The organism is Pseudomonas sp., from assembly GCF_049300855.1.
Lineage (GTDB): Bacteria > Pseudomonadota > Gammaproteobacteria > Pseudomonadales > Pseudomonadaceae > Aquipseudomonas.
The window spans coordinates 42,480-65,243 of sequence record NZ_JBAQKH010000061.1 but is presented as its reverse complement, the minus strand read 5'-3'; the positions used below and the strand labels follow the sequence as shown (position 1 = coordinate 65,243).

General features: G+C 54.7%; 23 protein-coding genes and 1 other RNA gene. 13 read left to right on the top strand and 11 right to left on the bottom strand.

What is annotated here, in order from left to right; genetic code table 11:
- Positions 1-19 precede the first annotated feature (19 nt).
- The 4 genes from WA225_RS28560 (at position 20) to WA225_RS28545 (ending at position 2,670) form a co-directional block, all read left to right on the top strand.
- Positions 20-301: a hypothetical protein gene (locus tag WA225_RS28560; protein ID WP_008088284.1), complete on the top strand. Its 282-nt coding sequence runs from the start codon at positions 20-22 to the stop codon at positions 299-301.
- 164 nt (positions 302-465) lie between these two features.
- A complete protein-coding gene (locus tag WA225_RS28555; RefSeq protein ID WP_016986519.1) occupies positions 466-741 on the top strand; it encodes a hypothetical protein in 276 nt (91 codons plus the stop codon).
- A 97-nt stretch (positions 742-838) separates the two neighbouring features.
- Positions 839-1,227: a transfer-messenger RNA gene (gene ssrA, locus WA225_RS28550) on the top strand.
- Positions 1,228-1,413: 186 nt separating this feature from the next.
- Complete coding sequence (locus WA225_RS28545; RefSeq protein ID WP_422610537.1) at positions 1,414-2,670, top strand: integrase domain-containing protein; 1,257 nt, start codon at positions 1,414-1,416, stop codon at positions 2,668-2,670.
- Between the two features lie 162 nt (positions 2,671-2,832).
- Here WA225_RS28545 and WA225_RS28540 read toward each other — a convergent pair whose 3' ends face one another.
- Genes WA225_RS28540 through WA225_RS28525 form a run of 4 tightly spaced genes read right to left on the bottom strand, consistent with a single transcriptional unit; the run spans position 2,833 to position 5,752 of the window.
- Positions 2,833-3,102, bottom strand: a complete 270-nt coding sequence (locus WA225_RS28540) for a hypothetical protein (protein WP_422610536.1) — start codon at positions 3,100-3,102, stop codon at positions 2,833-2,835.
- On the bottom strand, positions 3,099-4,079 hold the full coding sequence (locus tag WA225_RS28535; RefSeq protein ID WP_422610535.1) for an integrase domain-containing protein: 981 nt from the start codon (positions 4,077-4,079) through the stop codon (positions 3,099-3,101). The genes WA225_RS28540 and WA225_RS28535 overlap by 4 nt, the downstream gene beginning before the upstream one ends.
- Positions 4,057-4,359: a hypothetical protein gene (locus tag WA225_RS28530; protein ID WP_422610534.1), complete on the bottom strand. Its 303-nt coding sequence runs from the start codon at positions 4,357-4,359 to the stop codon at positions 4,057-4,059. Before WA225_RS28530 ends, WA225_RS28535 begins: the two co-directional genes overlap by 23 nt.
- Positions 4,346-5,752: a YfjI family protein gene (locus tag WA225_RS28525; protein WP_422610533.1), complete on the bottom strand. Its 1,407-nt coding sequence runs from the start codon at positions 5,750-5,752 to the stop codon at positions 4,346-4,348. Before WA225_RS28525 ends, WA225_RS28530 begins: the two co-directional genes overlap by 14 nt.
- 1,333 nt (positions 5,753-7,085) lie before the next feature.
- Between WA225_RS28525 and WA225_RS28520 the strand changes: the two genes are divergently transcribed.
- The gene (locus WA225_RS28520) at positions 7,086-7,652 is read left to right on the top strand and encodes a sce7726 family protein (RefSeq protein WP_422610532.1); all 567 of its coding nucleotides are present in this window, start codon (positions 7,086-7,088) and stop codon (positions 7,650-7,652) included.
- Here WA225_RS28520 and WA225_RS28515 read toward each other — a convergent pair.
- The 6 genes from WA225_RS28515 to WA225_RS28490 all read right to left on the bottom strand — a co-directional run bounded on the left by WA225_RS28515 (position 7,627) and on the right by WA225_RS28490 (position 12,989).
- Entirely contained in the window at positions 7,627-8,709 is a 1,083-nt protein-coding gene (locus WA225_RS28515) for a beta family protein (RefSeq protein ID WP_422610531.1), read from the bottom strand. The two genes, WA225_RS28520 and WA225_RS28515, sit on opposite strands and share 26 nt — an antisense overlap.
- The gene (locus WA225_RS28510) at positions 8,702-9,565 is read right to left on the bottom strand and encodes an ImmA/IrrE family metallo-endopeptidase (protein WP_422610530.1); all 864 of its coding nucleotides are present in this window, start codon (positions 9,563-9,565) and stop codon (positions 8,702-8,704) included. Before WA225_RS28510 ends, WA225_RS28515 begins: the two co-directional genes overlap by 8 nt.
- Positions 9,565-10,197 carry a hypothetical protein gene (locus WA225_RS28505; protein ID WP_422610529.1) on the bottom strand — a complete coding sequence of 211 codons (633 nt, stop codon included), beginning with the start codon at positions 10,195-10,197 and terminating at the stop codon, positions 9,565-9,567. The genes WA225_RS28510 and WA225_RS28505 overlap by 1 nt, the downstream gene beginning before the upstream one ends.
- Before the next feature lie 437 nt (positions 10,198-10,634).
- The gene (locus WA225_RS28500) at positions 10,635-11,081 is read right to left on the bottom strand and encodes a DUF6527 family protein (RefSeq protein WP_422610528.1); all 447 of its coding nucleotides are present in this window, start codon (positions 11,079-11,081) and stop codon (positions 10,635-10,637) included.
- A complete protein-coding gene (locus WA225_RS28495; RefSeq protein WP_422610527.1) occupies positions 11,078-12,265 on the bottom strand; it encodes a ThiF family adenylyltransferase in 1,188 nt (395 codons plus the stop codon). Before WA225_RS28495 ends, WA225_RS28500 begins: the two co-directional genes overlap by 4 nt.
- A complete protein-coding gene (locus WA225_RS28490) occupies positions 12,240-12,989 on the bottom strand; it encodes a multiubiquitin domain-containing protein (RefSeq protein WP_422610526.1) in 750 nt (249 codons plus the stop codon). The genes WA225_RS28495 and WA225_RS28490 overlap by 26 nt, the downstream gene beginning before the upstream one ends.
- Positions 12,990-13,022: 33 nt before the next feature.
- Here WA225_RS28490 and WA225_RS28485 point away from each other — a divergent pair, with 33 nt between their 5' ends.
- The 5 genes from WA225_RS28485 (at position 13,023) to WA225_RS28465 (ending at position 17,578) form a co-directional block, all read left to right on the top strand.
- Positions 13,023-13,571, top strand: coding sequence for a helix-turn-helix domain-containing protein (locus tag WA225_RS28485; RefSeq protein ID WP_422610525.1), 549 nt, complete (start codon positions 13,023-13,025; stop codon positions 13,569-13,571).
- A 13-nt stretch (positions 13,572-13,584) separates the two neighbouring features.
- Positions 13,585-14,460, top strand: a complete 876-nt coding sequence (locus WA225_RS28480; protein ID WP_422610524.1) for an ImmA/IrrE family metallo-endopeptidase — start codon at positions 13,585-13,587, stop codon at positions 14,458-14,460.
- 620 nt (positions 14,461-15,080) lie between these two features.
- The gene (locus tag WA225_RS28475) at positions 15,081-16,136 is read left to right on the top strand and encodes a hypothetical protein (protein WP_422610523.1); all 1,056 of its coding nucleotides are present in this window, start codon (positions 15,081-15,083) and stop codon (positions 16,134-16,136) included.
- Entirely contained in the window at positions 16,133-16,405 is a 273-nt protein-coding gene (locus WA225_RS28470; protein WP_422610522.1) for a YkgJ family cysteine cluster protein, read from the top strand. The genes WA225_RS28475 and WA225_RS28470 overlap by 4 nt, the downstream gene beginning before the upstream one ends.
- Positions 16,406-16,651: 246 nt before the next feature.
- A complete protein-coding gene (locus tag WA225_RS28465) occupies positions 16,652-17,578 on the top strand; it encodes a hypothetical protein (RefSeq protein WP_422610521.1) in 927 nt (308 codons plus the stop codon).
- A gap of 39 nt (positions 17,579-17,617) precedes the next feature.
- Here WA225_RS28465 and WA225_RS28460 read toward each other — a convergent pair whose 3' ends face one another.
- Positions 17,618-19,489, bottom strand: a complete 1,872-nt coding sequence (locus WA225_RS28460; protein WP_422610520.1) for a hypothetical protein — start codon at positions 19,487-19,489, stop codon at positions 17,618-17,620.
- Between the two features lie 408 nt (positions 19,490-19,897).
- On the opposite strand from WA225_RS28460, the gene WA225_RS28455 reads away from it, so the two are divergent.
- The 3 genes from WA225_RS28455 (at position 19,898) to WA225_RS28445 (ending at position 22,716) form a co-directional block, all read left to right on the top strand.
- On the top strand, positions 19,898-20,230 hold the full coding sequence (locus WA225_RS28455) for a DUF6124 family protein (protein WP_422610519.1): 333 nt from the start codon (positions 19,898-19,900) through the stop codon (positions 20,228-20,230).
- A gap of 389 nt (positions 20,231-20,619) precedes the next feature.
- Positions 20,620-21,207 carry a ribosomal protein S5-alanine N-acetyltransferase gene (gene rimJ, locus WA225_RS28450; protein ID WP_422610518.1) on the top strand — a complete coding sequence of 196 codons (588 nt, stop codon included), beginning with the start codon at positions 20,620-20,622 and terminating at the stop codon, positions 21,205-21,207.
- 69 nt (positions 21,208-21,276) lie between these two features.
- Positions 21,277-22,716 (top strand): ArnT family glycosyltransferase, encoded by a 1,440-nt coding sequence (locus tag WA225_RS28445; protein ID WP_422610517.1) that lies wholly within the window; start codon positions 21,277-21,279, stop codon positions 22,714-22,716.
- The last annotated feature ends 48 nt before the right edge of the window (positions 22,717-22,764 follow it).

The window sequence follows — 22,764 nt, the reverse complement described above, 5'->3', positions numbered from 1 at the left end:
TCAGCGCAAGGAGATACACATGAAACGTTCTGTATTGCTTGGTCTGTTCGTGACTGCCTCGATGATGGCCTCCACTTCGTTTGCCGCTGATAAGCCCACCAGCCTCTGCGAAGCCAATCTGCAGACGATCAACAACGCAAAATCGCAATATCAGACGTCGCCTGATCTGAACGCGCGCGTCTCGGCCAGTGTGCAAAAGGCCCAGGATCTCAAGTCCCAAGGCAAGATCGACGATTGCCTGGCAGAAACCCAGCGCACCATTCTGGAAATCCAGAACGCCTCGGGCGACACCAAGAAGTGAACTCGGCGAGATGGCGTTTTCATACTAAATGTAAAAAAAACCGAATTCCTGCGTAGCGTGGCGGTCGATTGAACAGGCACTACACTAACGTGGCCTGTCATGACCTCGGCATCGCCGCCAGACCGTCCGGCAGCACCGAGCCCCCATCGTTCAAGGAGATACCCATGAAGCATTCTGCAATTGCTGGATTGTTCATCGCTGGTGCACTTCTGGCGTCGCCGGTGTTTGCGGCGGATAAAGACCTGTGTGCCGGGAATCTTCAAACCATTAAAGACTTCATTACCAGCCAGCCTTCCATTCCGGAGACGTCGCTGAACAACGTCAAGACCGCGCAGGAAGATGCCATGAAGGCGCAAGCTGCCGGGGATGACAAGAAATGCGTTGAGATCAGCAACGGCATGATCACGAAAATGCAGATCCGCAATCCAACGCGTAACTGACACACCCGGAAGCCAACCTTCGGGTTGGCCTTCCACCACCGTTTGACGTACACTGCGCAGGCTTGTTGCTCAAACAGATGTACTGAGCAATGAGTTCGGGGCCGTTTAGGATTCGACGCCGGTTGCGAAACTTTAGGTGCATGCCGACTTGGTAACAGAAGTCGTAAATCCACTGTTGCAACTACTTATAGTTGCCAATGACGACCAATACGGTGTTGCTCTCGCTGCTTAATTGCAGCTGACAATGCTCCTGGTACCTTCGGGTCCAGCAATCATCAGGGGATGTCTGTAAACCCAAAATGATTGTCATATAGAACAGAATCGCCGTGTAGTACGTTGTGGACGAAGCGGCTAAAACTTACACAACTCGCCCAAAGCACCCTGCCCTTCGGGTCGCTGAGGGTTAACTTAATAGAAACGGCTACGCATGTAGTACCGACAGCGGAGTACTGGCGGACGGGGGTTCAAATCCCCCCGGCTCCACCACTTCATCATCTAAAGACGTCCACGGACGTCTTTTTTTGTGCCTGAAATCCAGTAAATACGGGGGTTTCATGGCTATTGGGGTCTTTGGAGAGTTCCTGAGTTCCAGGCGCTTTGGTATCCCAGGTGGTATCCCGGACTACCAGATGCTATTTTCAGGATACCAAAACGGTGCTGGAGGTAGCCCCCATGCCTACTAACGCAACCCGCCTCTCCGATCGCCAGCTCAAGGCGGTCAAGGCAACTGGTAAAGACTTCGTCCTCAGCGACGGCGATGGCTTGCAGCTTCGAGTACGCGCCAGCGGCTCGATGATGTGGAATTTCAATTACCGCGAGCCGTTGACCAGAAGCCGTATCAACATGGCGCTTGGTCCTTACCCCGACCTCTCCCTAGCCAACGCCCGGAAGAAAGCCGCAGAGGCGCGTGAGTTGCTCGCTTTGGGCACTGATCCCAAAACCCAGCGTGACGAGGTAAGGCAAGCCAAACTTGCTGAGACTGAACACACTTTCGAGAAGGTGGCCACTGCCTGGTTCGAGCTGAAGAAAGACTCCGTAACCAAAGCCTACGCCGAAGACATTTGGAGATCGCTGACGCTTCATGTTTTCCCAAGCATGAAAACAACGCAACTCTCTCAAATCACTGCTCCGATGGTTATCAAGATCCTTCGCCCAATCGAGGCCAAAGGGAGCCTCGAAACCGTGAAACGATTGAGCCAACGACTCAACGAGATCATGACCTACGGGGTCAACTCCGGTCTGATATTTGCGAACCCCCTCAATGGAATTCGGGCGGTGTTCAAGAAACCCAAGAAAGAGAACATGGCTGCGCTACCACCTGAGGAGCTTCCCGAGCTCATGATGGAAATCGCGAACGCCAGCATCAAGCGCACGACCCGCTGCCTGATCGAATGGCAACTGCACACGATGACCCGCCCTGCCGAAGCAGCCACCACACGATGGGCAGATATCGACTTCGACAAGCGCATTTGGACCATTCCGCCAGAACGAATGAAAAAGCGTCGGCAGCATACAATCCCTCTTACCGATCAAGCACTTTCGTTACTGGAGACGCTCAAGCAACTCAGCGGTAACAGAGAGTACGTGTTCCCCTCAGATAGAAATCCCCGCACCCATGCCAATAGCCAGACCGCCAACATGGCGTTGAAGCGCATGGGCTTTCAAGACCGTCTAGTCAGCCACGGCTTGCGCTCGATGGCGAGCACCATCCTGAATGAGCATGGCTGGGATCCAGAACTGATCGAGGTCGCGCTGGCGCATGTCGACAAGGACGAAGTTCGTAGCGCCTACAACAGGACGGACTACATCGAACGCCGGCGTCCGATGATGGCTTGGTGGAGTGAACATATCCAGAAGGCGGCCACCGGCAGCCTGTCGGCATCGGCCATCAATCAAACCAGGGACCGCAATGTCGTGCCGATACGATGAGCATCACCGCCGCCAATTCATGCCATCCGTGTCGTGGAGCATGGCGACAGAAATAACGACTGTCGCCATACCTTTCGGATGCCTGCGCCTCTTCGGCCAAGCCCCTGAATATGGGAAGGCTCCGCATTCCCATATTCAGGGGCTCACGCTTAAAAGCATCTATCAGACAACCACGAGTTGCGTCTTTCTACGGCGGATCAGCCCTGCTGTTAATTCATAGTAATAGACAGTCGCTGGTGCTGAGCAATGCAGATAGCGCTCTAAAAACCATCTGGTGTGCTTTTCCTTCCAGGACCAGGGCGTCGCGCATCCCCAGCGCTCACGAATCGCCTCATGCATCCTTCCTGCCTGTCTGATGTGCCGCTGCCGCGTGACATGGGCACCTTTGAGCACGGGGCTCAGAAACAACGCCATGTCGAATTCAAACTTCATCGCCGACCTCCAATGTAGGCACTCATCACATCGATGCGGTTATGTCCCAACTCATGGCTGATCTGCTGTCTTGCACGCTGATCGAGTGCTCGATCTTCTCGATGACCACGACCTCCATTGATGGGGGCAGGAAAGCCAGTCAGTTGCTCATAGCGCTCACAAGCGTAAGCCGCCCGTAGCTCATGAAAGCCTTTCAATCCATACTCATGCAGAATATCCCGCGCCGGCCGCACGACTGTCTGGATGAAGTCTTTGTAGCTTTCGTCGGGCGCCAACAAATTCCGGCTGCCAGTGGGGGAAGCCTCGGTAGCCCTGTCGAGGGCCGCGCGAACTTGATCCGTGAACGCGACCCAACGCGGTGCCGATGCGCCTGATCGACCGCCTTTGGTGCCGTCCTGGATATTGATCTTGCCCAGTCGATGGGCCTCTCGTTGCAGCCGTGGCAGGTCCGCCAAAATCGCTTCACGCAGGCGCATTCCGGTCTCCCGAGCAAGAAGCACAATGGCGCTCACCCTATCTTGCTGACGATCTGACAGCGCTTGCGCAATCAGCCTGACCTGCACACGGTCTTGGCCTTGCGGGGCCTCACTACGCACGCTTGAGCGCTGCAAGCCCAGCGCCTTGCTCGGACTGGAGATTTTGACGTACTGATCACCGCGCAGCGCAGCCATCGTTCGGTTCACGCTGGACAGGCGGTTCTGCGCGGTGGCGATGCCGACGTTGCCCTGATCAACCTGCTCCCGCATGTGGGTGGCGTACAGCATGAGGATGTCGCGGTCGATCTGCCGCGCGTCATTGAGCCTCGGTCCTTCCTCGGATCGACACCACTGCGCGAATGCCCGCCAACGATCACTATGGGCTTTGACAGTACTGAAATGACCATCGCCAAACAGATCTTTCAGTGCTTGCGGGCCTGCATAGCTGAGCTGGCGACCAAAGCCAAAGTTGCGACCGTCACGCCTGCCGATCCGAGCCATTTCTCTGCTCCTCATCGACTGCAACGAGATCATGTAAAAGGGCTCGCCAGTTCGCGCACACGATGGCGAACTGAGTCCAATCAGATGGGCGAAAACACAGGGTGTTGTCGGTGACGTAGAGATGCGCACCCTCCTCTTCTAACCATTGGATAATGGCTGTCGTCGAGGTGATAGTTCTACGGAGGGTGGCGACATCGGCGACACCGGCGACAAACCGCGCTTTCGGCTCCTTTTGGCGTTGAGCTAAGTGGTTGCGCAGTGCTTCATCAAGATTGAACATGGCGCACCTCGAAGGTGTGACCGTCGGTGATCAGCCACTGATGATCAAGCAACTCGACCAACAGCTTGGTGGCATGGCGACTGCTCTTACGGGCAAAGCGGGGTCCGTTGCGGTTCAGGTCTCGAATACTGAAGTGCTTCCAATCCTTGACCTGCAGCCAGCGCAGCAGCCGGTCCGCCTCCTCCTTTACCCGGCACACAGGTTCCTGTTCGGTCAGGCGCTGGATCTCGGTGAGGTAGTAGCCGACTAAAGCGGAGGCCCGTTGGATATGGTCGACCTCTACCACACCGCTCTCCTCCACGACTGCCAGGATGCCGGCGACGCGCAGCAGGTTATCGGCGGCCTTCGATCCGCTAGGCCGTACGCTGGCCAGCTCGCCAAACTCACCCAACTGGGCTTCGATGGCATCATGTAGATCAATCCAGCGACGGCGGGCCAACGGACTGAGGCTAAGCGGTGATAGCTGCAAGGCACCGTCAGCGGAAAGTGACCACGGCTGATGAAACAGGGCCGAAAGGCGGCGGTGATATCGCTTCAGGGCGGCGTCTTTGGATAAGTCGACAGCCTGGTAGCTGCGTTGTCCGGCCAGGCTGGTGGGCCAGGTCATCAAGCAGCGACCGAGGATGCCTTGCCCCTGCAGCAACGGGTCACTGAGTAACTGCATGGCCAAGTACGGTTGCAGCATGAGGTGCAGGCTCAAGCGCCGGTCATAAGCCCGCAGGCTTTCACCGGCCATGGAGCGAGCACGATCAATCGGGCTACCGTCCCAGAGTGACGACAAGGTCGTGACCGCTTTCAAACGGTTATCCCGGCTCATGGTGCTGCTGCCGAGAAACTGTCCGCCCTCATCACAGAACAGCCCCATGCTGGGCAGGTCATGACAGAGGCCCTTGATCAGGGCCTCGATAGTCGGGTCCGTGGTGATCAGCCTGGGGGCTGAGGGCTCCGCTTCGAGCGCCGCCCCGTTCGAGGACTCAGGATCGCCAGGCTTGATACGCTGCGCCTGCCGCTGTGCGGCACGGTGCCGTGCAAGCTGTTCGCGGTAACGCTGCCACTGCTCACGCTCCCATTGCCGTGCTGAGAGCAATGCACATCGATCCGCCGCCGTTTTACGATCCCCTGACGCGGCCACCGTGATCAGGTACAGCGACAGGGGATAGTTTCTCCCGTCGAGCTGTAAGCCCGCATGACCTTGAGTAGCCAGCGCCGAGGCAGCCAACACCGATTGCGCGGCCAGCGCTTGGGGCACGCCGATGACCTCGGCCATGCGCTCCACCGCAGGCCCAAGAATCCCACCCAGTGCCTGCATCGGATAAGGCTGGGCCACGGGATTCGACTCAATCAGCGGTCGAGGTGGTCGTGGAAGTTCAAGCTTCGGATCTAACTGCTGCATGGGCCCTCTCCTCGTTCATTGCTGGTTGTCCTCACGTAGTCCCGCCACGGCTGTTGAGTGTTATCAGGGATCAAGGCCCCTGCGGCCTGTGAGGTGTTCACTGACGCGGAACGAACGGCTCCTTACGACCGGGAGCAAGGGCATGACTCCATGAATCTGGCCTCCTTAGACGCATCCGAAGATACGGGCGGGTGGAGGCTGTGCCGACTGACGAGTTCGGCACCTGGAGATCCTGGGAGGGAGAAGGCAACAACATCGACACCTGGGGCATGCCTGACCGTCAGTCAGGTGCAGCCTTTCCATTGGCTGCGGCACCGGTGCCTGTGTCGTTGCGGATGGCGACGAATCGGATTTGTCAGGCCGATTGTCACGAGGAGAGTTGCGGCAATGCCCTGTACGACGTGGCTTGCAGCAGTGCTGCGAGCGCCCGTCTCTTTCCAGAAGAAAGAGACGGGCGCCTATTGGCGCAGCGAAATGTGCCGAGAGGTGAGGTTGTCGCAGTGCAGCGAGGAAGGTCCATCGTCTGCCGCAGTGGGCAGATCCGTCGAGTAGGCATCCATCACTCTCGGGGAGTGACCGTGCGAGCCGCCGGACGCTAATCGCACTTCGGGAGAACCACCACGCAAGTGGCGTAGCCTTAAAGGTTCTGACTACCTGGGCAGGTGCTGTAAACGACAGCGATTCGTGCGCCAATTTTTATACCCGCTCGCAAAGGCGGTCAAGTACTCTGACCAAAGTGGGCAAAAAGTGGCGACAGTCGCCACTTTGTCGCCACGCTCAAAGCCTTACAGGACAATTGTTGTCGCCGATGTCGCCGCTGTCGCCACATCTCTAGATGTAACCCCACGACAAGCTCGGCCCTAGCGCTGACTGCGTTGCACTCGAAAGAGATTGAGGGCAATTGCTGATGGGTAAAAGAGACCTGACGCTAATCAAATTTGAAATGGGAGGGTGGAACGAGTTGGCTTCGAGAAAAAGCGAGTGAACCCTCCGATCGGCGCGATCAAAGATCGCTGGATCGGAGGGTTTGGCGGGAAAATCAAAATCTCAAACGTTAATTAGCGCTTCAAGCATCGAAACTTGTGGTGAACGCTTCTACGCTTGTGGATCCGAGTACCAAGCGGTCATCGCACCCCGCTTTGGATCACACAGGAGGCAGTGCGTTGGGAGCCGCAGCCTGGTTGCTCAGGCTTCTCGCAGCAAATCCCTCTAGCTATCCGCTCGAATTGGTATGCAGCCCATACACGACGCTTCCATCTTATCTTTGTCGATTTGTCTATCCCACATGTGTAAAATAGAAACTTAAAGAAGTTACAGCGGAACACTTATCACCATGCTTAAAGATGCTGAAATTCGAAACGCTCTGGTGCAGCATCTAAACAGCAGGTCTCCTAGGCCTAGCCGTATATTGCAGGAGCTTCATGTACACAATGGAAATGCTATTGCTGACGTTGTCGCATTTTATAAACAAATGCATTGCTTTGAAATAAAAGGCGAAACCGATAGCATTCAACGAATTCTTAAACAAGCGGAAGTATATTCTCACTCCTTCCCAAAACTTACACTAGTGCTTACGACTAAGCATGTTCGGTGGGCTCTACGAAATCTTCCTGAATACTGGGGAATCCTAGTTGCGCAAGATCAAGGCGATCGAGTCATATTTAGATATGAACGCAAGGCATCAAATAACCCAAACTTTGTCACCGACAAAGCGCTCATGATGCTTTGGCGCCAAGAGCTTCTTGACGTATCCGAAAAGATGGGAGTGATTCAGAAGAAGTCTGGCAATCGCAATGACTTTGCAAAGACCTTAGGATCTACTATAAATAAGAGTGACGCCTTGGCGCAGATCCAAGGCGCTATTCTTAACCGCGCTAACGTACCCTTACGACAAACGTGATATGAGCTGAGAGGGTTGCTTTAATCCAGCTACCTGGTGATCCCCCTTTCTTAGGTCGACGCGCACTCAGATGACTTCTTGCGTGTACATACTTGTCACCATCAGAATATCTATCACCACGATAATAAGACTTATTCACAATGTTATCGGCTATATCGAAATACTGGCCGTATCCTTTAGCATGCCCTTGGAACTGCCCCCCACGCTCGGCATAAAATTCCCCCGTTGTAGTATAAAATACTTTCGGAGCCATAAATTTCGGCATTAGCTCGACGGGCAAGTCCGCCTCAGAAAACTCAGGACTAACTACACCATAGTCCCCATAGTTAATTTCCGACAACTCTGGAATGACAATCAACTTCCTCCAAAGCTTATCCTCTAATCTTTCAACCATCATTGTGGTTTTAGTTTTCATTAGCTTGGTTATATTTGCAGGAATAACCGAACCAACTACTATATAATGATTAATCGGAAGCTGCTGACTGCACTGTTTGTAGAATTTTTCAATCAAAACTTTAAGATCATCAACACCTCCCTGCGCTTCGATCATTCTACAATCAAAAATAAGATAAGTTTTCGTCACACCTACGCTAGCCGCCTCAGCTAGAATTTTTGCCAATTTCGGCTTAAGCAAATTGAAACTTTTAAAATCTTCGACTTGCAGTCTAACACCCAACGTATTGCAACCGCCCTGACAATATTCAATGGCTGCGACGTTGTGATCCGCCACGCGATCAAAAGCAACGACAGGTATAATATTATATGCCTTGAGTTCATCTAAAATATATCTATATTGATGAGTCCCACCCAAAAGCACACTATCATCAAGGTCGTGATTATCTATCAAAAAATGTAGATTAGGGATCTTTTTTGAATGAACGGCTAATTGCTTTTCACCTTTACTCAATCGATTTATTATATCCAGCTCAGTGTCCTGTTTTTTCTCCTTTGGAATATCAAAGAGGGGCAACGTAAAATCTTGAACATCCGGAGATATTGAGAATACGGCTTGAATTTCATTTTGTTTAAATTTTAAAAACGGAGCATAATTATACATCCATGAACCCCAAAAGTTTTTTAACATCCACTGTACGATGACGACTGGAATATAACTTATAGTCTTTGGCGGCGAATCTGATTAGCCCTGCGACAATATCTGGATGGGTACCTAAATCAGCACACACTTTTTCTAGCACGGCGTCGCTATGACGATTCTCATATAAAACACGCCATTCGCGACGCGGCACAAAACTTTCTCTTGCAAAAGAATTCGCCTCCGCTTCTATATCCTCCGTTACAATATCTTCTAGGTCATCAACGATTGGTGTATCAAGCTGATCGCTGTGTAGGCACAGGTGTGCGAGCTCATGTACCAGCGTGAACCAAAAATTATCATACCGATTATACCTAAGCGAAATTCCAATCATTGGTCTGGAGTCCGGCAACTTGAGTACACAGCCATCCATCTTCATCGACGCATATCCAGGTTGAACGATCAATACCACCCCGTATCGCTCAGACAGAACAGTTGGCAGACTTACAATATTCTCTGGATTTGCGCTTAACTTTATAATGGCATTGATATCTTCTTGGGTGATACCTTCAAATTTAGTGCACATCGCAAGTGAGAGCCGCTTTGCTTTCGTAATAGATGAGGAAAGCCATGCCTGAATTTTTGTCTCATGCGCTTTAGAGTTCTTCCTATATAAGATACCGGCGACCTCATTTGACTCAAGCGCAAGTGTTGCCAAAAACTCTTGCCTAGACATATTCGCCGGCCTCTGCGAATCAATATCTTTATTTGATAAATCTTCGCTAAATCGTTTGAACGCTTCGAATAAGGTCCGAGCCGACGCATCGGCGCGCGGAACGACTGGCGCGTCATCCCAAGGAGAGAAATTATCCTCACCCATCACGCGGCTCCTTGCGCTATCGATAGCGCTACTGGCTCTGAGGCCTCAAAGTAACGAAGATTTTGGTAACTCTGATCCATACCAAAATCCGTCATTTTGAGGTTTTGGTAATATCCTTCAGATGAGGGAAGAGAGTGAAGTGAGAATCCTGGCCGGTACCCCAAGACATCAATCGAATAGTTTATAGCGTGAATCAGCAATTTGGTTCCAACGCCATCAAAGCGGCGAACATAGCCGTCCCTACGTCGATTCCAGTACGCCACGGCTAGGTAATCCACGTAGAAGATCCCTGCTTTATCTGCCCGGCTTTCTTTTGGGTGCTTAATTATGCATGCAGCTTGTACTTGTCCATCTGCCATCAAATAGAACCAAAAAAACTCGGCAGAATTGTAAAGTCTAGCTTTTTGAGTCCAAGCCCAGTGATGATCATTCAATTGATAAGTATCAAGCAAACCTTCCCATTTACTTGGATCACTCAAAGCATCAGGATGTTCTACAAATAGCTGCCCTAGAATTTTTGCTTTTTCTGCGCTCCAGTCCCTGTCAAGGTTTGCTGTCGCGAGGAGGTCAATACCATCGGTGACGGTATAAGTTACATCTCTACCTGTATGGAGACATTTTAATATTTGCATGTGGTACGGCCTTACATCCGTGAATGGCTCTCTGCACAAATATAGCAAATTGCCAGCGCCCCACAACATATTTGTTCACATCTCGCGCAACTCATTGTTTTTAAATGACTATCTAGAATAACTCGTCATGATGATTTGGCGAAGCGAGGACTCGAACGGTTGAAATTTTTACAAATCCGATCGATTCGAAAATGATTCTGCGGCTCTGTTGCCACGGCATTTGAGGCTTAACCGGTTACGAATACTTACTCATCCCGGCTATTCGATATTTTGTGTCGAATCTTCGTGCCCGCATTGATACTTTATACGAATGCCTTAAACCAGCTTTACACAATAAAACTTCGCCCTCAAATCCTTTTGCGCAAATGGCAAGACCAAGTATCTTGCCCTTTGCTTTCTAACTTCCTTGCCAATCAGTGTCCAATCTGGTGCCCTCATTAAAAGCCGAGCCTGTTTTTTAGCTTGTCAAACCAGGTGGATGCCTTACGCTCCACCTGAACAACGATTTGCTGCGGCTGATGTACCTTCTCCCCGCTTTCCTTTATTGCGCCATGCAGTGCCTTCACTTGAATATCTCGTTTGCGGCCCGCGTCGATCGCTTCTTGGGACATGTCTCCAGCCCAAACAACCCGACCTGATCGCACCCAATAATGCGATCTGCAGCGCAGTGTCCAGTTACCAACCGAAGGCTTCAGCGAAACCGTCTCACCATCAAAGAACATTTGCCAGTCAGTGGGGGAGAACGGCGTTATCACTTTGTTTCCGCATCCACACGCACATAGGTGCGCTGCAGTGCCGAACTCCATCGCCAGATAGAGCTCACCTGACTCAAGTTTTTCCGGGAAATGCTCGACAAATTGCGGGGTGAGTCGACTAATAGTCATTGCCGCTCCTCGCTGTTGCCCATCTCGTTGAGGTTGGTCGAATAGGTAATGTGGTCAGCCTGACTGTTATCGGAGTAGAAGCCACAGAGCCGCTTCCACATCCCAATTGCCAGCATCGCGTTAAGGGCGTTCAGATCTGCGATTTGAATATTCGACCGGTAGATATCCTCAGCATCATTTTCCACCAGTGGCATCGTCCGATCAGCATGATCATGGTGCTCCGGGGTCAGTGTTGTGACCCGGCACGTTCCCCAAACCTGTTGAGTCTCGCCGACAAGGTGCACGCCCATGCCAACGTCGATCAGTGAAGCCTGCGTCCCCCGGAGCTCCTTCACCACCAGCTCGCGTGCCTTGGCGTTATCAACGCAAAGGAACACATAGTCGAAAGCGCGAAGCTCAACCACATTATCCGCAGTGATCATGCTCGGGTGCGGGATGATATGGCGGTGCATTGCGCTGAATACTTCATGCAGGTACTCCACCTTCTTCATACCCCGCTCCAGGGCGGCAAACGGCACAGCGCCGGGATAACGAAACGCATTGTGCTGCTGGAGCGCGTCGCCGTCGTACAGATGAATCTCAGCCACAGGGGTCTTTGACACCTGATCCACGATATAAGCGCCAGTACCACCTAACCCAACAATCGCAATTTTCAGTCGTTTAAATTTCTCAGTAGGCATCCCAATACCGGCACGGGCAGAGGCCGTATCGGTGTACGTAAATACCGTGTCTTCAACATCCGACCGAATAGGTGCGAACGTTTTTGCGGTGATGTTTTTATCGAGAGCATTAGCAGGACCACTCAGCATCGCTACGTACAACGACACTTTCTCGTAATAGTCCGCATAGTTGCCAGAACGCGGCTTAGCAGAGAAGTAGTGGTTCACTTTTAACTCAGGAAGCAATTGGTTCGGCTGGCTGTTGTTGATGATTTGCTCAAGGGGATGCCCCCGTGAATCGCATGGGGTTTCACCGATGAAGTGTGCGGTGTGATCGTTCGGTCGCTCTGCAATATCAGCCGTCAGATCGAGCATCACAACCAGGACGCCTTTGCATACCTGGCGCTGTGCACTCACATAGGGAACATCTCGAACCAAAAGGTAGGCTCCAATGGTTTCCAGGTTGTACCCTTCGTTGCGCAAGCGCAGAAGGTGCGGACTACGACTTATCAGTTGGTGTGACATTGAAGTGCATCCCTTTCTTGATATGGACGAGCTGGCCATCAACCAGGTTGGTAAGCGAGTTACCTTCGAAGCCCTTGGCATAGGTCACTGTGAAGTGTGCGTTAGGGCCGGGCACCGCTTCAGGGTGGGCGAGGTGCACCACTTCCCAGTAGCTGAGGTAACGGGCGTGGACGTAGGTAGGCAGCGTGTTTACGAACACCTTGATGTTGATCTCCACCGCAGCGAAGTGCTCTACCCCGGGGCGAGCCAAGTCGAACAGGTCACGGTCCTCGACCAGCTCATCGTCCTCGCCAGGAATAACCAAGTAGACCTCATATTTGCTCGGATCGACGCCGGCGAGTTGCTTGAGCGCATGACCGGAGATACGTTGAGCCCCCCAGTCCTGCGAACGTTCATCAATGAAGAATCGAAACGAGCGATCGTTTTTGAACGCTAGAAACTTCTCGATACCCGCCTGGCGCAAATCCGTTGTTTCACTTGGGCTGAGCAGCTCCAAGTGGCCATTGGCGTACATCTGAAAAAGCAGGTACTCAGCGACAGGCCGTAGCCCCGCTAACTCCAGAACCTGCAGACCGGTTGGAACCGGATCCGCGATCACCAAAGACTGGTATTCCAAGCTCTCATCGCCCACCTGGATTTTATATGGCCCGTGCTCGCGGACTTCGCGACCAGCCGATACAGCGGCGGCCACATCCTCTACATCAAGATCGTTTAACTGCGTCATGGTAAAGCCCTCGTATAGGAACCAAACAACTCGTTGTCCAACCAGACAACACCATCATTCAAAAAAACGACCCAAGGGCCGTTGTTCAAGCAGACAACAGTGGACTTCAAAAAAAAGCCGCTTATCATGGAACATGAAACGCAGCTGTTGTCTGTCTGGACAACAGACTACTCCCGCCAGCGCGGGCAATGCAAGCAGTTGGAGAAAATAATGGATTTGGCTGGGTTCATCGCATCCATGCGTGAACGACAAGAGCTGAGCTTTCGTGAGCTTGAGAAGCGTGCGGGCGATCTGGATCACGCGTACATCTGGAGGCTAGAGAAGGGTAATAAGCAGGCCCCTTCCGACGATGTCGTATCGCGGCTGGGCCAGGCGCTGGGATTGGGTGATCGAGAGGCGGAGGTGTTTCGACTGCTCGCTAAGCCAGTAACCCTTGATGATGCGCTCTACCACTTAATGATCTCGCGCTTGGACATTCCTTGGGAGGACTTTGAGGACGTAGCAACCATGAGCTTCCGAGGTGAGCGTCCCAATACAGAGGAGGCTTGGCTCAAGCGGATCGAGCTTATCCAACAGATGTAGGGCGAGGATTTTCATGGACGAAAATATTGCGGTCGCACGAGCTAGAAAACTCCTGAAAGATGCTGGAATAACGACAGTGCCTGTGGATGTCGAGACCCTAGCATCATTCTTGGGCTTTCAGGTTTCTCGAACGGAGTTGGCTGATGGTGAGGCCGGCTGTACCGTTGAGCGGCGCCGGAAAATATGCATCTGGGTCAATCAGAATGACAGTCCGCTAAGGCAGCGATTTACCATCCTCCATGAGATTGCTCACCACGTTCTTGAGCTTCCATCCCGTCATGGTGAGAAGGTGCCCTCTGACGAGCTGGAACGTTTCACTGGGCGCCACCCTGAAGAAGTGTTGTGCGACATCTTTGCCGCTGAGTGTTTGGTTCCCTGGGTGATTATTCAACCCCTCGCTGAAGAGAAAGACTTCACACTTGAGCACCTCGCCGAGCTAGCAGAACTATTCCAGGCCTCCCGATCTTGTATCGCCTCTAGGTTCGCTCAGGCCTCTGGGGCCCACTTGGCGTTTGTGGTAGCCGAGGAAGGGGTCGTTAAATACTCAATCGTTTCGAAGGCACTGAGAGAAGCCCGAGTGTGGATCACCAAAGGCATTCCGCTGCCTCAAGACTCAGCAGCGGCCAGCGCACTGAAGTCCGGTATCAGCGGCCCTCATGAGGCTGACACCGAGGGTCTGGATTGGAGCAACAGCGATGATGCCAGTCGATTCGCTTGCTATGAGCAAGCAACCTACCACGCCCCGACTAAACAGACTCAGTCCATCCTCATTTTCGAAGAGCTTGAACAGCGCCCAGTATCGAGTGGCTATCGCAGCGCTCGGGATGACCGTGATGACCTGCTTGAAGAAATCGACGGTTATCCGGGTTGGTCTAAGCCTAGATACTAGCTTGGATACTGCAAAGCTAGGCCCCACCGTTAGAGACGTATCCGAAATGATGCAGCCATCCACGTAATCCTTTACAGCAGGTAGCTATTGGCCGGTTTCTGCCTGTCGCCACCTTCAGCCTCTTATCGAACGCAGTCAATATCCCAACAAATGTAAGAAAATCGCGGCTAATCATCTGGGCGAAGCAAGTTTGTTAGGTCGATTGCAAGCGGTCGGCCAAGTAGAATGGAATTCCGCTAGGTATTCCAATTGGTATTCCAACTAAAAAACAGAACAAATATTTGTCATAAAAAACAATAAGATAAAAGTCAGGTTCAGATTACCCCGGCCCACCAAATAATCATCTAAAGACGTCCACGGACGTCTTTTTTTGTGCCTGAATTTCGGCTAAATCAACGGTTTGTAGCTCTTTCGAAAACCATAACGGCTTTTTGAGTGCCAGCCATCTCGGTATTCCCCGACCTGAAGGGATTGATCCCAAAGCTCATCGCAATAACCTCTCAGGCCAAGCTGGCCGATACGGAACATACGTTCGAGAAAGTATCACCTCAGCAAGCACGACATAGGTTGTCGCCCGCCACTGCCATCCTGACTGCACTTGGTAATCATTAGGTGCAGCCATGCCGATCGCTCTCTCGCCCTTTACCCTCGTCTGCCACTACTGCTCCTGGAAAAAGACCTTTCTTCCAAGCAGTGACGTGCTGGTGCTGAACCGCGACTGGTTCACTCACTGCCCCACCTGCAGCACCCCTTCACTTCAGCAGATCAACAAAGCCTATTACACCAGCAGCAAATTTCTCCACCAAACGGCTCATGCCGCCGGCTCGGCAGGCCTGGCCATGGGTACCCGGCAGATGCTCGGGCTGATGATGGCGGAAGTGTGGTTCGAACTGCGCGAGCAACTGCCGGCCCTGCTGGACAAGCTCAAGCACACTTTCAGCCTAGAGGCCTTCGTCGAGAGCATCAACAAGTCGCTCAAGGGCATCTGGAAGCGGGTGCAGGCGCGTTTCAACGACTTCCTGGTGGCGTTCAAGGATGGCGTGTTTGCTGGGGTGCTCGGGAGCCTGACTACCACCTTGTTCAACATCTTCGCCACCACTCAGGCGATGGCGATCAAGATCATCCGCGAGCTGTGGGGCCAGTTGGTCAAGGCCATCAAGCTGATGGTGTTCAACCCTGATCACCTAAGCTTCGTGGAGCAGTGCCAGGCAGTGACGTCGTTGCTGTCGGTGGGCGTTGCCACGGTGGTCGGCACCATGGCTTACACCCAACTGGTGCCGTTCCTCAGTTTCCCGTTCGGCACCGAGCTGGCGGCGTTTGCCGGTGCCCTGGTTACGGGTCTGGTGACCCTGGGCCTGAACTACTTCCTGCTGCACAGCGCGATGGCGCGCAAGCTCTGGGCCTTCATCGAATCTCTGACGCCGCACGCCGGCACGGTGCGCGAGTTCCAGGCAATCAACGCGGAACTGGACCGTTACCTGCTGGAGCTGAGCCGGCTGGAGTTCAACCTGGACGTGGAGGAATTGCAGGCTTTTACCCAAGAGCTTGAGGAGTGCAATGACGAAATCCGGCGCAGTGCGATACTGCAGAATGCTGTGGCGGCTCGCGGGATAGAGTTGCCGTTCGAGATGGGTAACGCGGCCAGCACGCGCAACTGGCTGGCGTCACTGGTATGACGCTGCCGGCGTTTCCCTGTACGCAGTGCGGCCTGTGTTGCCGCAATGTGCACCTGGCGGAACAGACGCACTACCTGGATCGCGGAGATGGGACTTGTCGGCATTACAGTGATGCCGACAAGCACTGCTTTATCTACGATACCCGGCCGGATATCTGCCGCGTCGACCGACAGTACCAGATGCACTACGCCCAGCGGTTCAGTTGGGAGGCGTTTGTAGAAATGAATGTGGAGGTTTGCGAACTGCTGCAGCATCAGGCGCAGGAGTGAGCCAAGCCGCCTCATTCACAAAAGCACTGCGCCCCCCTGTAGGGCGCAGTGCTTTCTGTGGGAGCCTGCATTAACCTCAATTGGTTGGCTCCACCGAAAGCGGCGAAAACGATGCTACCCCGCGAAATGCCCCGTATACGGGAGGGGCAGAGATCGCCGCCGGATTCCAATCCCCCCCCGGTTGGACGGACCCATGCCTGCGGATCTATCCTTCGAGCCACATAGGCCACTACCCGAAGGACCCTCATGAACATCTGGCTCGGCGCCGCACTGGCGACCCTCGTCTCACTGTCTGCCCACGCCCACGCCACCACCGACGTCCCGCCAAGGATCCAGCAAGTCGTCTACAAAAGCGGCTATGGCAGCGTGCAGTTCAAGCAGTCGATCAAGGGCTATAAAACGGCGGAGTACAAACTCAATGCCAAGGCAGGGCAGATCCTGACTGTGGACTTCAAGCCATCCAACAGTTCCGCCTATTTCAATATCACCGCCAAAGGCGCCGATTACGCGCTGTTCAACGGCTCGATCATGGGCAATCACTTCATCGGCTCGTTGCCCGCCGATGGCGATTACACGGTGCAGGTCTATCTAATGCGCAACGCAGCCCGGCGCAATGAGGTGGCCAACTACGAAATTTCGCTGATCCTCGCCAACGGCGACGCTGTGGATAACAACACACCTTTCGAACAGAACCTGGCGTTGCAGGGCATCGGCTTTGATGTGAAAGCGGATCGGGTCGATGGCAAGCCCATCGTGCGTATCGAGCCCAAAGGCCTGGAAATCGATAACTCGGCGATCACCCGCCCCCTCAAGGGCACCATCATCCGCGCCGAAGTCGCCGACCTCAATAACGATGGCTCGCCCGAGGTCTATATCTCTACGCGCGCGCCCGGTCGCGGTATGCCGGGTGAACTGATCGCCTACTCCGCCAACCGGAAAAAAACCCTGAGCGAAATCTATTTGCCGCCGATCAGCGAAAATCCAAAAGCGGCCGAGGGGTATCAGGGCGAGGATTCGTTTGCGGTGGTGGAGAACAGGCTCGTGCAGCGCTTTGCGGTGTACGACAGCGCCGAAGCGGGGGCGGGTCGGACGGGGAAGATGCGGCAGATCCAGTACAAACTGGTGGCGGGAGAGGCAGGCTGGGTGTTGCGTGAAGAGAAAATAGAGGATTAGTCAGCCCGGATTGAATCCGGGATGACACTCTCCCCTTTTCTACCAGGACAACGCCTGTACAACCTGATCCGCTTCAGTCCTGGATCGGCCACTGTCCGTCACAGGGGCCCGCAAAATCGACCGTTGCTCTTTACGATCGACAATCCAGAAGGTCATCTTCTTCGGTATTTTGTCCGGGATGCCGGTGAGCGGATTTACCCTGGAGTCGTCCGGGTCCGTAGGCAAAGCCGTCACATCGAACTCCCACTTGTGGCCGGTGGGCTTGGCGTCGCCCGGTGTCGCGGACCTGGGCGAAAAACCGCTCTTGTGAATATTGCCGGCCTGCAGGCCAAGGGTTTTCGACAGGAAGGAACGCAGCGTCAACTCCAGCTCCTGATTCGAGGACTGAGGCAACCCGACGGTCAGGCCAAGTTGTGCACCAGTCTGCAGATTGTCGTAGTAGAACCGACCCTGCGTATCCAGTCGCAACCGGTAGTCACCCACGCGCAAGGGCAGATGCGTGCCTTGGCGGCGGTTGACGAGGGCATTTTCGTCCTTCGGTACTGACCAGCCCAGCGTCGCATCACTTTCCTGCCATTCGATGAACTGGCGGTTCAGCGGCACGGCGTCTTCAATTCGGCCCTGCCGATAGGCGATGTCGGCGGCGTAATCCAGCGCACTGCGATAGAGCAGCTCATCGACGAGGGCGTTCTCCCAGGCCGGCACGGCCACACTCAGCGCACGGCGAGCGGCGTCGAGGTTGCCACGTCGATATTGAGACACGCCAATGTAGGTCTGCATACGCGCGATCTCGTCCGGGAAGTACGCATCGGGCAACGCCTGCTCCGCGAGTACAGCCGCTTTGTTGACGCCGTCAGGCAGAGAAGCGGCTATTTCGATCTCCCTGATCTGCTGTTCAAGCGGCCGTTCGCGAAACAGCGGCGGCGCGCTGGGCCATTTCAACGCGGCGAACAATTGCTGCATTTGCGCAGTGGCCTGGGCCTCGTCGTGCAGTCCGAAGGTGATGTCGATGTCAATGCGCCAATCGCCGCGGAACGCCAGCCAATGAACATTCATGCAAGCCTGATCTTTACACAACGATTCAGCTCCTCGTTTAAAGGAGGTCAGACCGTTGAAAGGCAGATCGGGCATTGCGGCTTCCAGTGCGCTTGGCTCATGTCGCTGACGATACGCCACCTGCTGCTCCTGACGCTCGGCTTCGCCCTGCTTGCGTTGAGCTTCGTCGTAGGAGAGAGCGATCTCGGCAATCAACGGGCCGTTCGGCAACGCCTGTGTATAAACAACGATGCTATTGAAATCACGTTTGGCCGCTGGCTCGAACTTGGTCAGGTTCCACTGCCCCACCGTGAAGGGCATCGAGAAATCAGCGAGGCTGTATCGCAAGCGTGGTTCCTGCGCAGACAAGCGCCAGAGAGCGGGATCAGGGCTGGTGACGGCAACCAGTTTTTCTTGCAGGCGTGCGACCTGGTCGTTTTCGCCCGCCATGATGCTCGCTTTGATCGCCTGGCCCAGCATGCCCGTGCTCCGGGCGTCGCGCTTGACCGGCCTGCCGTTACTGGTGGCCTGCTGCTCCCAGTAGGCAATCTGCTCTTCTGCGGCGCTGCGGGCCTCGTCATATCGAGCCTGTTTGTACAGCAGATCTACAAGCAGCTCGCCGGCGTCCAGTTCGGTGAAATCGAAACCACCGCGCTTGCGACCCGCCACCATGGCCGCTCGGGCAACTTCCGTGGCCTGCGCCAGCGAGCCGTCCTTGTCCAGACGCAGAGCTTCGCGCATCAGCTCGGCCGGGGTTGACGCCTGTGTCTGGGCTTGTACCGATGGCACCGCGCACACGGCCATGCCGCAAGTAAGCAGGAGGGCGACAGTGAGGCGCGCGTATTGGCGTCGTAGTGAACGCTGTCGATTCAACATGCTTTCTACTCCTTGTAGAGAAATCTTCCGGATGTGGCGACGCGTGTTCTATATCAGAGAGGACTTGGCCATGACTCTCGCTGGAGAGCGAGGGCTGCCGATTGAACGTCGCGCACATTAGTTCTCCTGCAAAACATTATCAAACCGGATTTCGGTTTTATTCGGGCGTTGGCAGTCGCCCTCATTGCACGCTGATACCGCAGGCAAAAAACCGGCGACACCATGAGCGACGGAGAGAAGCCTTCGCTTCCTACATTCCAGGTCCTAGGAACTTTCCCGCAATACGCGTCGGCTTTCATGAACTGGTGGACAGTTTTTTGCGGCGCTACCCTCCACGACTCGCCGCCCTCCAGCGGACGGTTTGACAGACCGCCCCCTCAGAGATTGTTCATTCCACGGAGCTACGTCATGAAAAAGATCACCCGACTTTCCCTTGTTGGACCGGCATCCGCCGACGCGAAAACGCCCGGCCAGCAAACGCACGCCAGCGCCACCGGCTCAACCGGTCGAAATCGCCGTCGTACCATCCCCCTCAAGCAGATGTTCAGCGTGCGCGACGATGTCGACACGATCAGTCTGCTCTCGCACGCCAGTGATCTTCTCGATTCCCTTACGCAGATCAGCGCAAACTTTGCCGATGAATGCGACGAATCCCAACGTCATATCGCGGTGGCGATCAGGCAACTGAGCGCGTTGGCCGAGATTGTGGTCTGTCGGGCCCGGGACCAGGTCGTGCAATAGGGATCGCCTGCTCCATCAGGCCCTGAAATTCGCCATTAACGGGCGACACCGGCACTGACCGCACCGTCGCCTGGGCGATCCATCGAGATGAATTTTTCTTCACTGCCGGGCTTCTGCCAAACCGGTACAGTCCGTTCGCTCATTCAAGAAACTACGGTTCGCCCGCGGCTCTCCCGCGGGCTTTTTTTTGCCTGCGGATTGGCGTCGAAGCGGTAGACGCGGGAGTCCTGTACGGCATGACGTTGCCAATGCCGAGCCTGTGGATGAACGCTGAGCAGCACAAAACCCGCCGTTTCGGCCAGTGCTGGCTAGCGCTCTGAGCAAGCCGGTTTGTATTTTCTGCCATCGCGGGCAATCCTGTCCTTTGATCCCCATGACCGGAGCGCCTGATGCCGCTGTTGACCCTGCCCTGCCAACGCCTGACGCTCGCCATCCTTGACCCGGATCAGGCCAAACTGGAAAGCGATTTCTATCAACGCAACCAGCGTCACCTCGCGCCGTGGTCACCGATCCGTACCACTGACTATTTTTCCACCGAGCAGATTTACCGTCGTCTCGAGATCCAGGCCAGCGCATTCGAAGCCGGGTTGGCGATGCACTTTGCGCTGTTGACGCCGGATGGCGAGCAGATGATCGGTGCGTGCAACTTCAGCGGGATCATTCGTGGAGCGTTTCAGGCCTGTTATCTGGGTTATCACATCGACGAAGCCCATCAGGGCCAGGGCTTGATGCGCGAAGCGCTGGAAGCTGGTATCGGCTACATGTTCGAAACCCAGAACCTGCACCGGATCATGGCCAACTATATTCCCGGCAATGACCGCAGCGCGCAGCTACTGGAAAAACTCGGATTTGAGCGTGAGGGCTACGCCAAGGCCTATCTGAACATCGCCGGGCGCTGGCAGGATCACGTGCTGACGGCGCTGGTCAATCCCGTCTTCGAGACGCCGGATAAACGCTGGTCACGGCGACTGTCGTGAGTTTCACAATTTGTTAAGCATTGGCGAAGTATGCTCAGGCCTCCTGCCCTTTCCGGTTGCCTGAAACCTATGTCGCGTGCCGCCCCGTCACTGTTTCTGCTTGCTGCCCTGCTGTTTTTCTTCGCGCTGGGCAACCATCAATTGCAAGGCTCCACTGAAGCCCGCGTCGCCGGGATTGCCATGGAGATGCATCTGGACGATGACTGGGTCACTCCACGTCTGTTCGGCGAACCGTTTCTGGAAAAACCACCGCTGAGTTTATGGCTGGATGCCGGCGCCATGCGTGTCTTCGGTGTTTCGCCGTGGGCAGTGCGGCTGGCCTCAGCGGTGGCCGGTTTGCTCAGCGTGATGCTGCTGTACGCCATGTTGCGCCGCTTTGGGCGGCCGAAAATGCTCGCGTGGACAGCGGGAATTCTGCTGGCGACCATGGCCAGTTACTGGAGCAACGTGCGCGGCGTCGGCGAGGATGCGCTGCTGGCGCTCGGCGTGACCACGGCGCTGCTGGCCTTTTTCCAGGCGCAACGGGCATCGACTCTCGGCAGCTCGCTGTTGTTCGTTGTCGGGATTGCCATCGCCACGTTGAGCAAAGGTGTGCTGGGGCTGGCGATGCCGGGGGTGGTGATTTTTGCTTACCTGCTGGCTGACAACCTGATGGACAAGCGCCTCAAACTCGCTGACTGGTTACGCCCGGGGTTGCTGACCGTGGTCGGGCTGATTCCGCTGCTGATCTGGCTGGTGGTGCTCTATCAGCACGGCGGCGTGCAAGCGGTCAGAGAAGTGTTGCTGACCAACAGTGTCGGCCGATTCAGCGGGTCGTTCGTCGAAGCCGGACACTACGAGCCGTTCTACTACTACCTCGCCAAGTTGCCGGAAGCCTTCCTGCCGTGGAACATTCTGGTGTACCTGGGACTGTGGCATTTTCGCAAAGAACTGAAGGCCAATCGTTACCTGTTGTTCTTCAGCCTGTGGATCGTCGCGCAGTTCATCATGCTGACCCTGGCGTCGAGCAAGCGCACGGTGTACTTGATGTCGATGACGCCGGCGGCGGCGGTGATTGCGGCAGAATATGCCGGTGTGTTGTTCGAACGATTGCAGCAGTACCAATCCGCCAATCGATTCGTAGGCCGAATCGCCCGTCACCGTCAGACATTGGCAGTAACTGTGCTCACGCTGGTGATCGGCAGTTATCTCGCCGCCGCGCAATGGGCACTGCCCCACGCCGATAAAAAGCTTTCGTTCCTGCCATTGAGCGCGGAAATTCAGACACTGCAGACCGCCGGGCATCAAGTCGCACTGTTTCAGGCCAATGAGCGGGTCGGTGGCGCGACGGTCTTCTATACCCAGCAAGTACTCAAAGGGCTGGATACCGAGGCGCAGTTGCGAGACTTCCTCACGGCCTCGCCCTCGCATGTCGTGGTGATGGCCGGCGACAGCGAGCCCGCGCCACCACTGAAAGTACTCAAGACCATGATGGTCGGGCGTCAGGCGTATTACTTCGTCGGCTATTGAGGCCTGCGCAGCCGCATAAAAAAACCCGCCGATGATTGGCGGGTTTTT

Excerpts from the sequence above, each read along its gene's own strand:
- WA225_RS28560 (WP_008088284.1), top strand. The coding sequence starts at position 20 with ATGAAACGTTCTGTATTGCTTGGTCTGTTCGTGACTGCCTCGATGATG.
- WA225_RS28555 (WP_016986519.1), top strand. The coding sequence starts at position 466 with ATGAAGCATTCTGCAATTGCTGGATTGTTCATCGCTGGTGCACTTCTG.
- WA225_RS28545 (WP_422610537.1), top strand. The coding sequence starts at position 1,414 with ATGCCTACTAACGCAACCCGCCTCTCCGATCGCCAGCTCAAGGCGGTC.
- WA225_RS28540 (WP_422610536.1), bottom strand. The coding sequence starts at position 3,102 with ATGAAGTTTGAATTCGACATGGCGTTGTTTCTGAGCCCCGTGCTCAAA.
- WA225_RS28535 (WP_422610535.1), bottom strand. The coding sequence starts at position 4,079 with ATGGCTCGGATCGGCAGGCGTGACGGTCGCAACTTTGGCTTTGGTCGC.
- WA225_RS28530 (WP_422610534.1), bottom strand. The coding sequence starts at position 4,359 with ATGTTCAATCTTGATGAAGCACTGCGCAACCACTTAGCTCAACGCCAA.
- WA225_RS28525 (WP_422610533.1), bottom strand. The coding sequence starts at position 5,752 with ATGCAGCAGTTAGATCCGAAGCTTGAACTTCCACGACCACCTCGACCG.
- WA225_RS28520 (WP_422610532.1), top strand. The coding sequence starts at position 7,086 with ATGCTTAAAGATGCTGAAATTCGAAACGCTCTGGTGCAGCATCTAAAC.
- WA225_RS28515 (WP_422610531.1), bottom strand. The coding sequence starts at position 8,709 with ATGTATAATTATGCTCCGTTTTTAAAATTTAAACAAAATGAAATTCAA.
- WA225_RS28510 (WP_422610530.1), bottom strand. The coding sequence starts at position 9,565 with ATGGGTGAGGATAATTTCTCTCCTTGGGATGACGCGCCAGTCGTTCCG.
- WA225_RS28505 (WP_422610529.1), bottom strand. The coding sequence starts at position 10,197 with ATGCAAATATTAAAATGTCTCCATACAGGTAGAGATGTAACTTATACC.
- WA225_RS28500 (WP_422610528.1), bottom strand. The coding sequence starts at position 11,081 with ATGACTATTAGTCGACTCACCCCGCAATTTGTCGAGCATTTCCCGGAA.
- WA225_RS28495 (WP_422610527.1), bottom strand. The coding sequence starts at position 12,265 with ATGTCACACCAACTGATAAGTCGTAGTCCGCACCTTCTGCGCTTGCGC.
- WA225_RS28490 (WP_422610526.1), bottom strand. The coding sequence starts at position 12,989 with ATGACGCAGTTAAACGATCTTGATGTAGAGGATGTGGCCGCCGCTGTA.
- WA225_RS28480 (WP_422610524.1), top strand. The coding sequence starts at position 13,585 with ATGGACGAAAATATTGCGGTCGCACGAGCTAGAAAACTCCTGAAAGAT.
- WA225_RS28475 (WP_422610523.1), top strand. The coding sequence starts at position 15,081 with ATGCCGATCGCTCTCTCGCCCTTTACCCTCGTCTGCCACTACTGCTCC.
- WA225_RS28470 (WP_422610522.1), top strand. The coding sequence starts at position 16,133 with ATGACGCTGCCGGCGTTTCCCTGTACGCAGTGCGGCCTGTGTTGCCGC.
- WA225_RS28465 (WP_422610521.1), top strand. The coding sequence starts at position 16,652 with ATGAACATCTGGCTCGGCGCCGCACTGGCGACCCTCGTCTCACTGTCT.
- WA225_RS28460 (WP_422610520.1), bottom strand. The coding sequence starts at position 19,489 with ATGTTGAATCGACAGCGTTCACTACGACGCCAATACGCGCGCCTCACT.
- WA225_RS28455 (WP_422610519.1), top strand. The coding sequence starts at position 19,898 with ATGAAAAAGATCACCCGACTTTCCCTTGTTGGACCGGCATCCGCCGAC.
- rimJ (WP_422610518.1), top strand. The coding sequence starts at position 20,620 with ATGCCGCTGTTGACCCTGCCCTGCCAACGCCTGACGCTCGCCATCCTT.
- WA225_RS28445 (WP_422610517.1), top strand. The coding sequence starts at position 21,277 with ATGTCGCGTGCCGCCCCGTCACTGTTTCTGCTTGCTGCCCTGCTGTTT.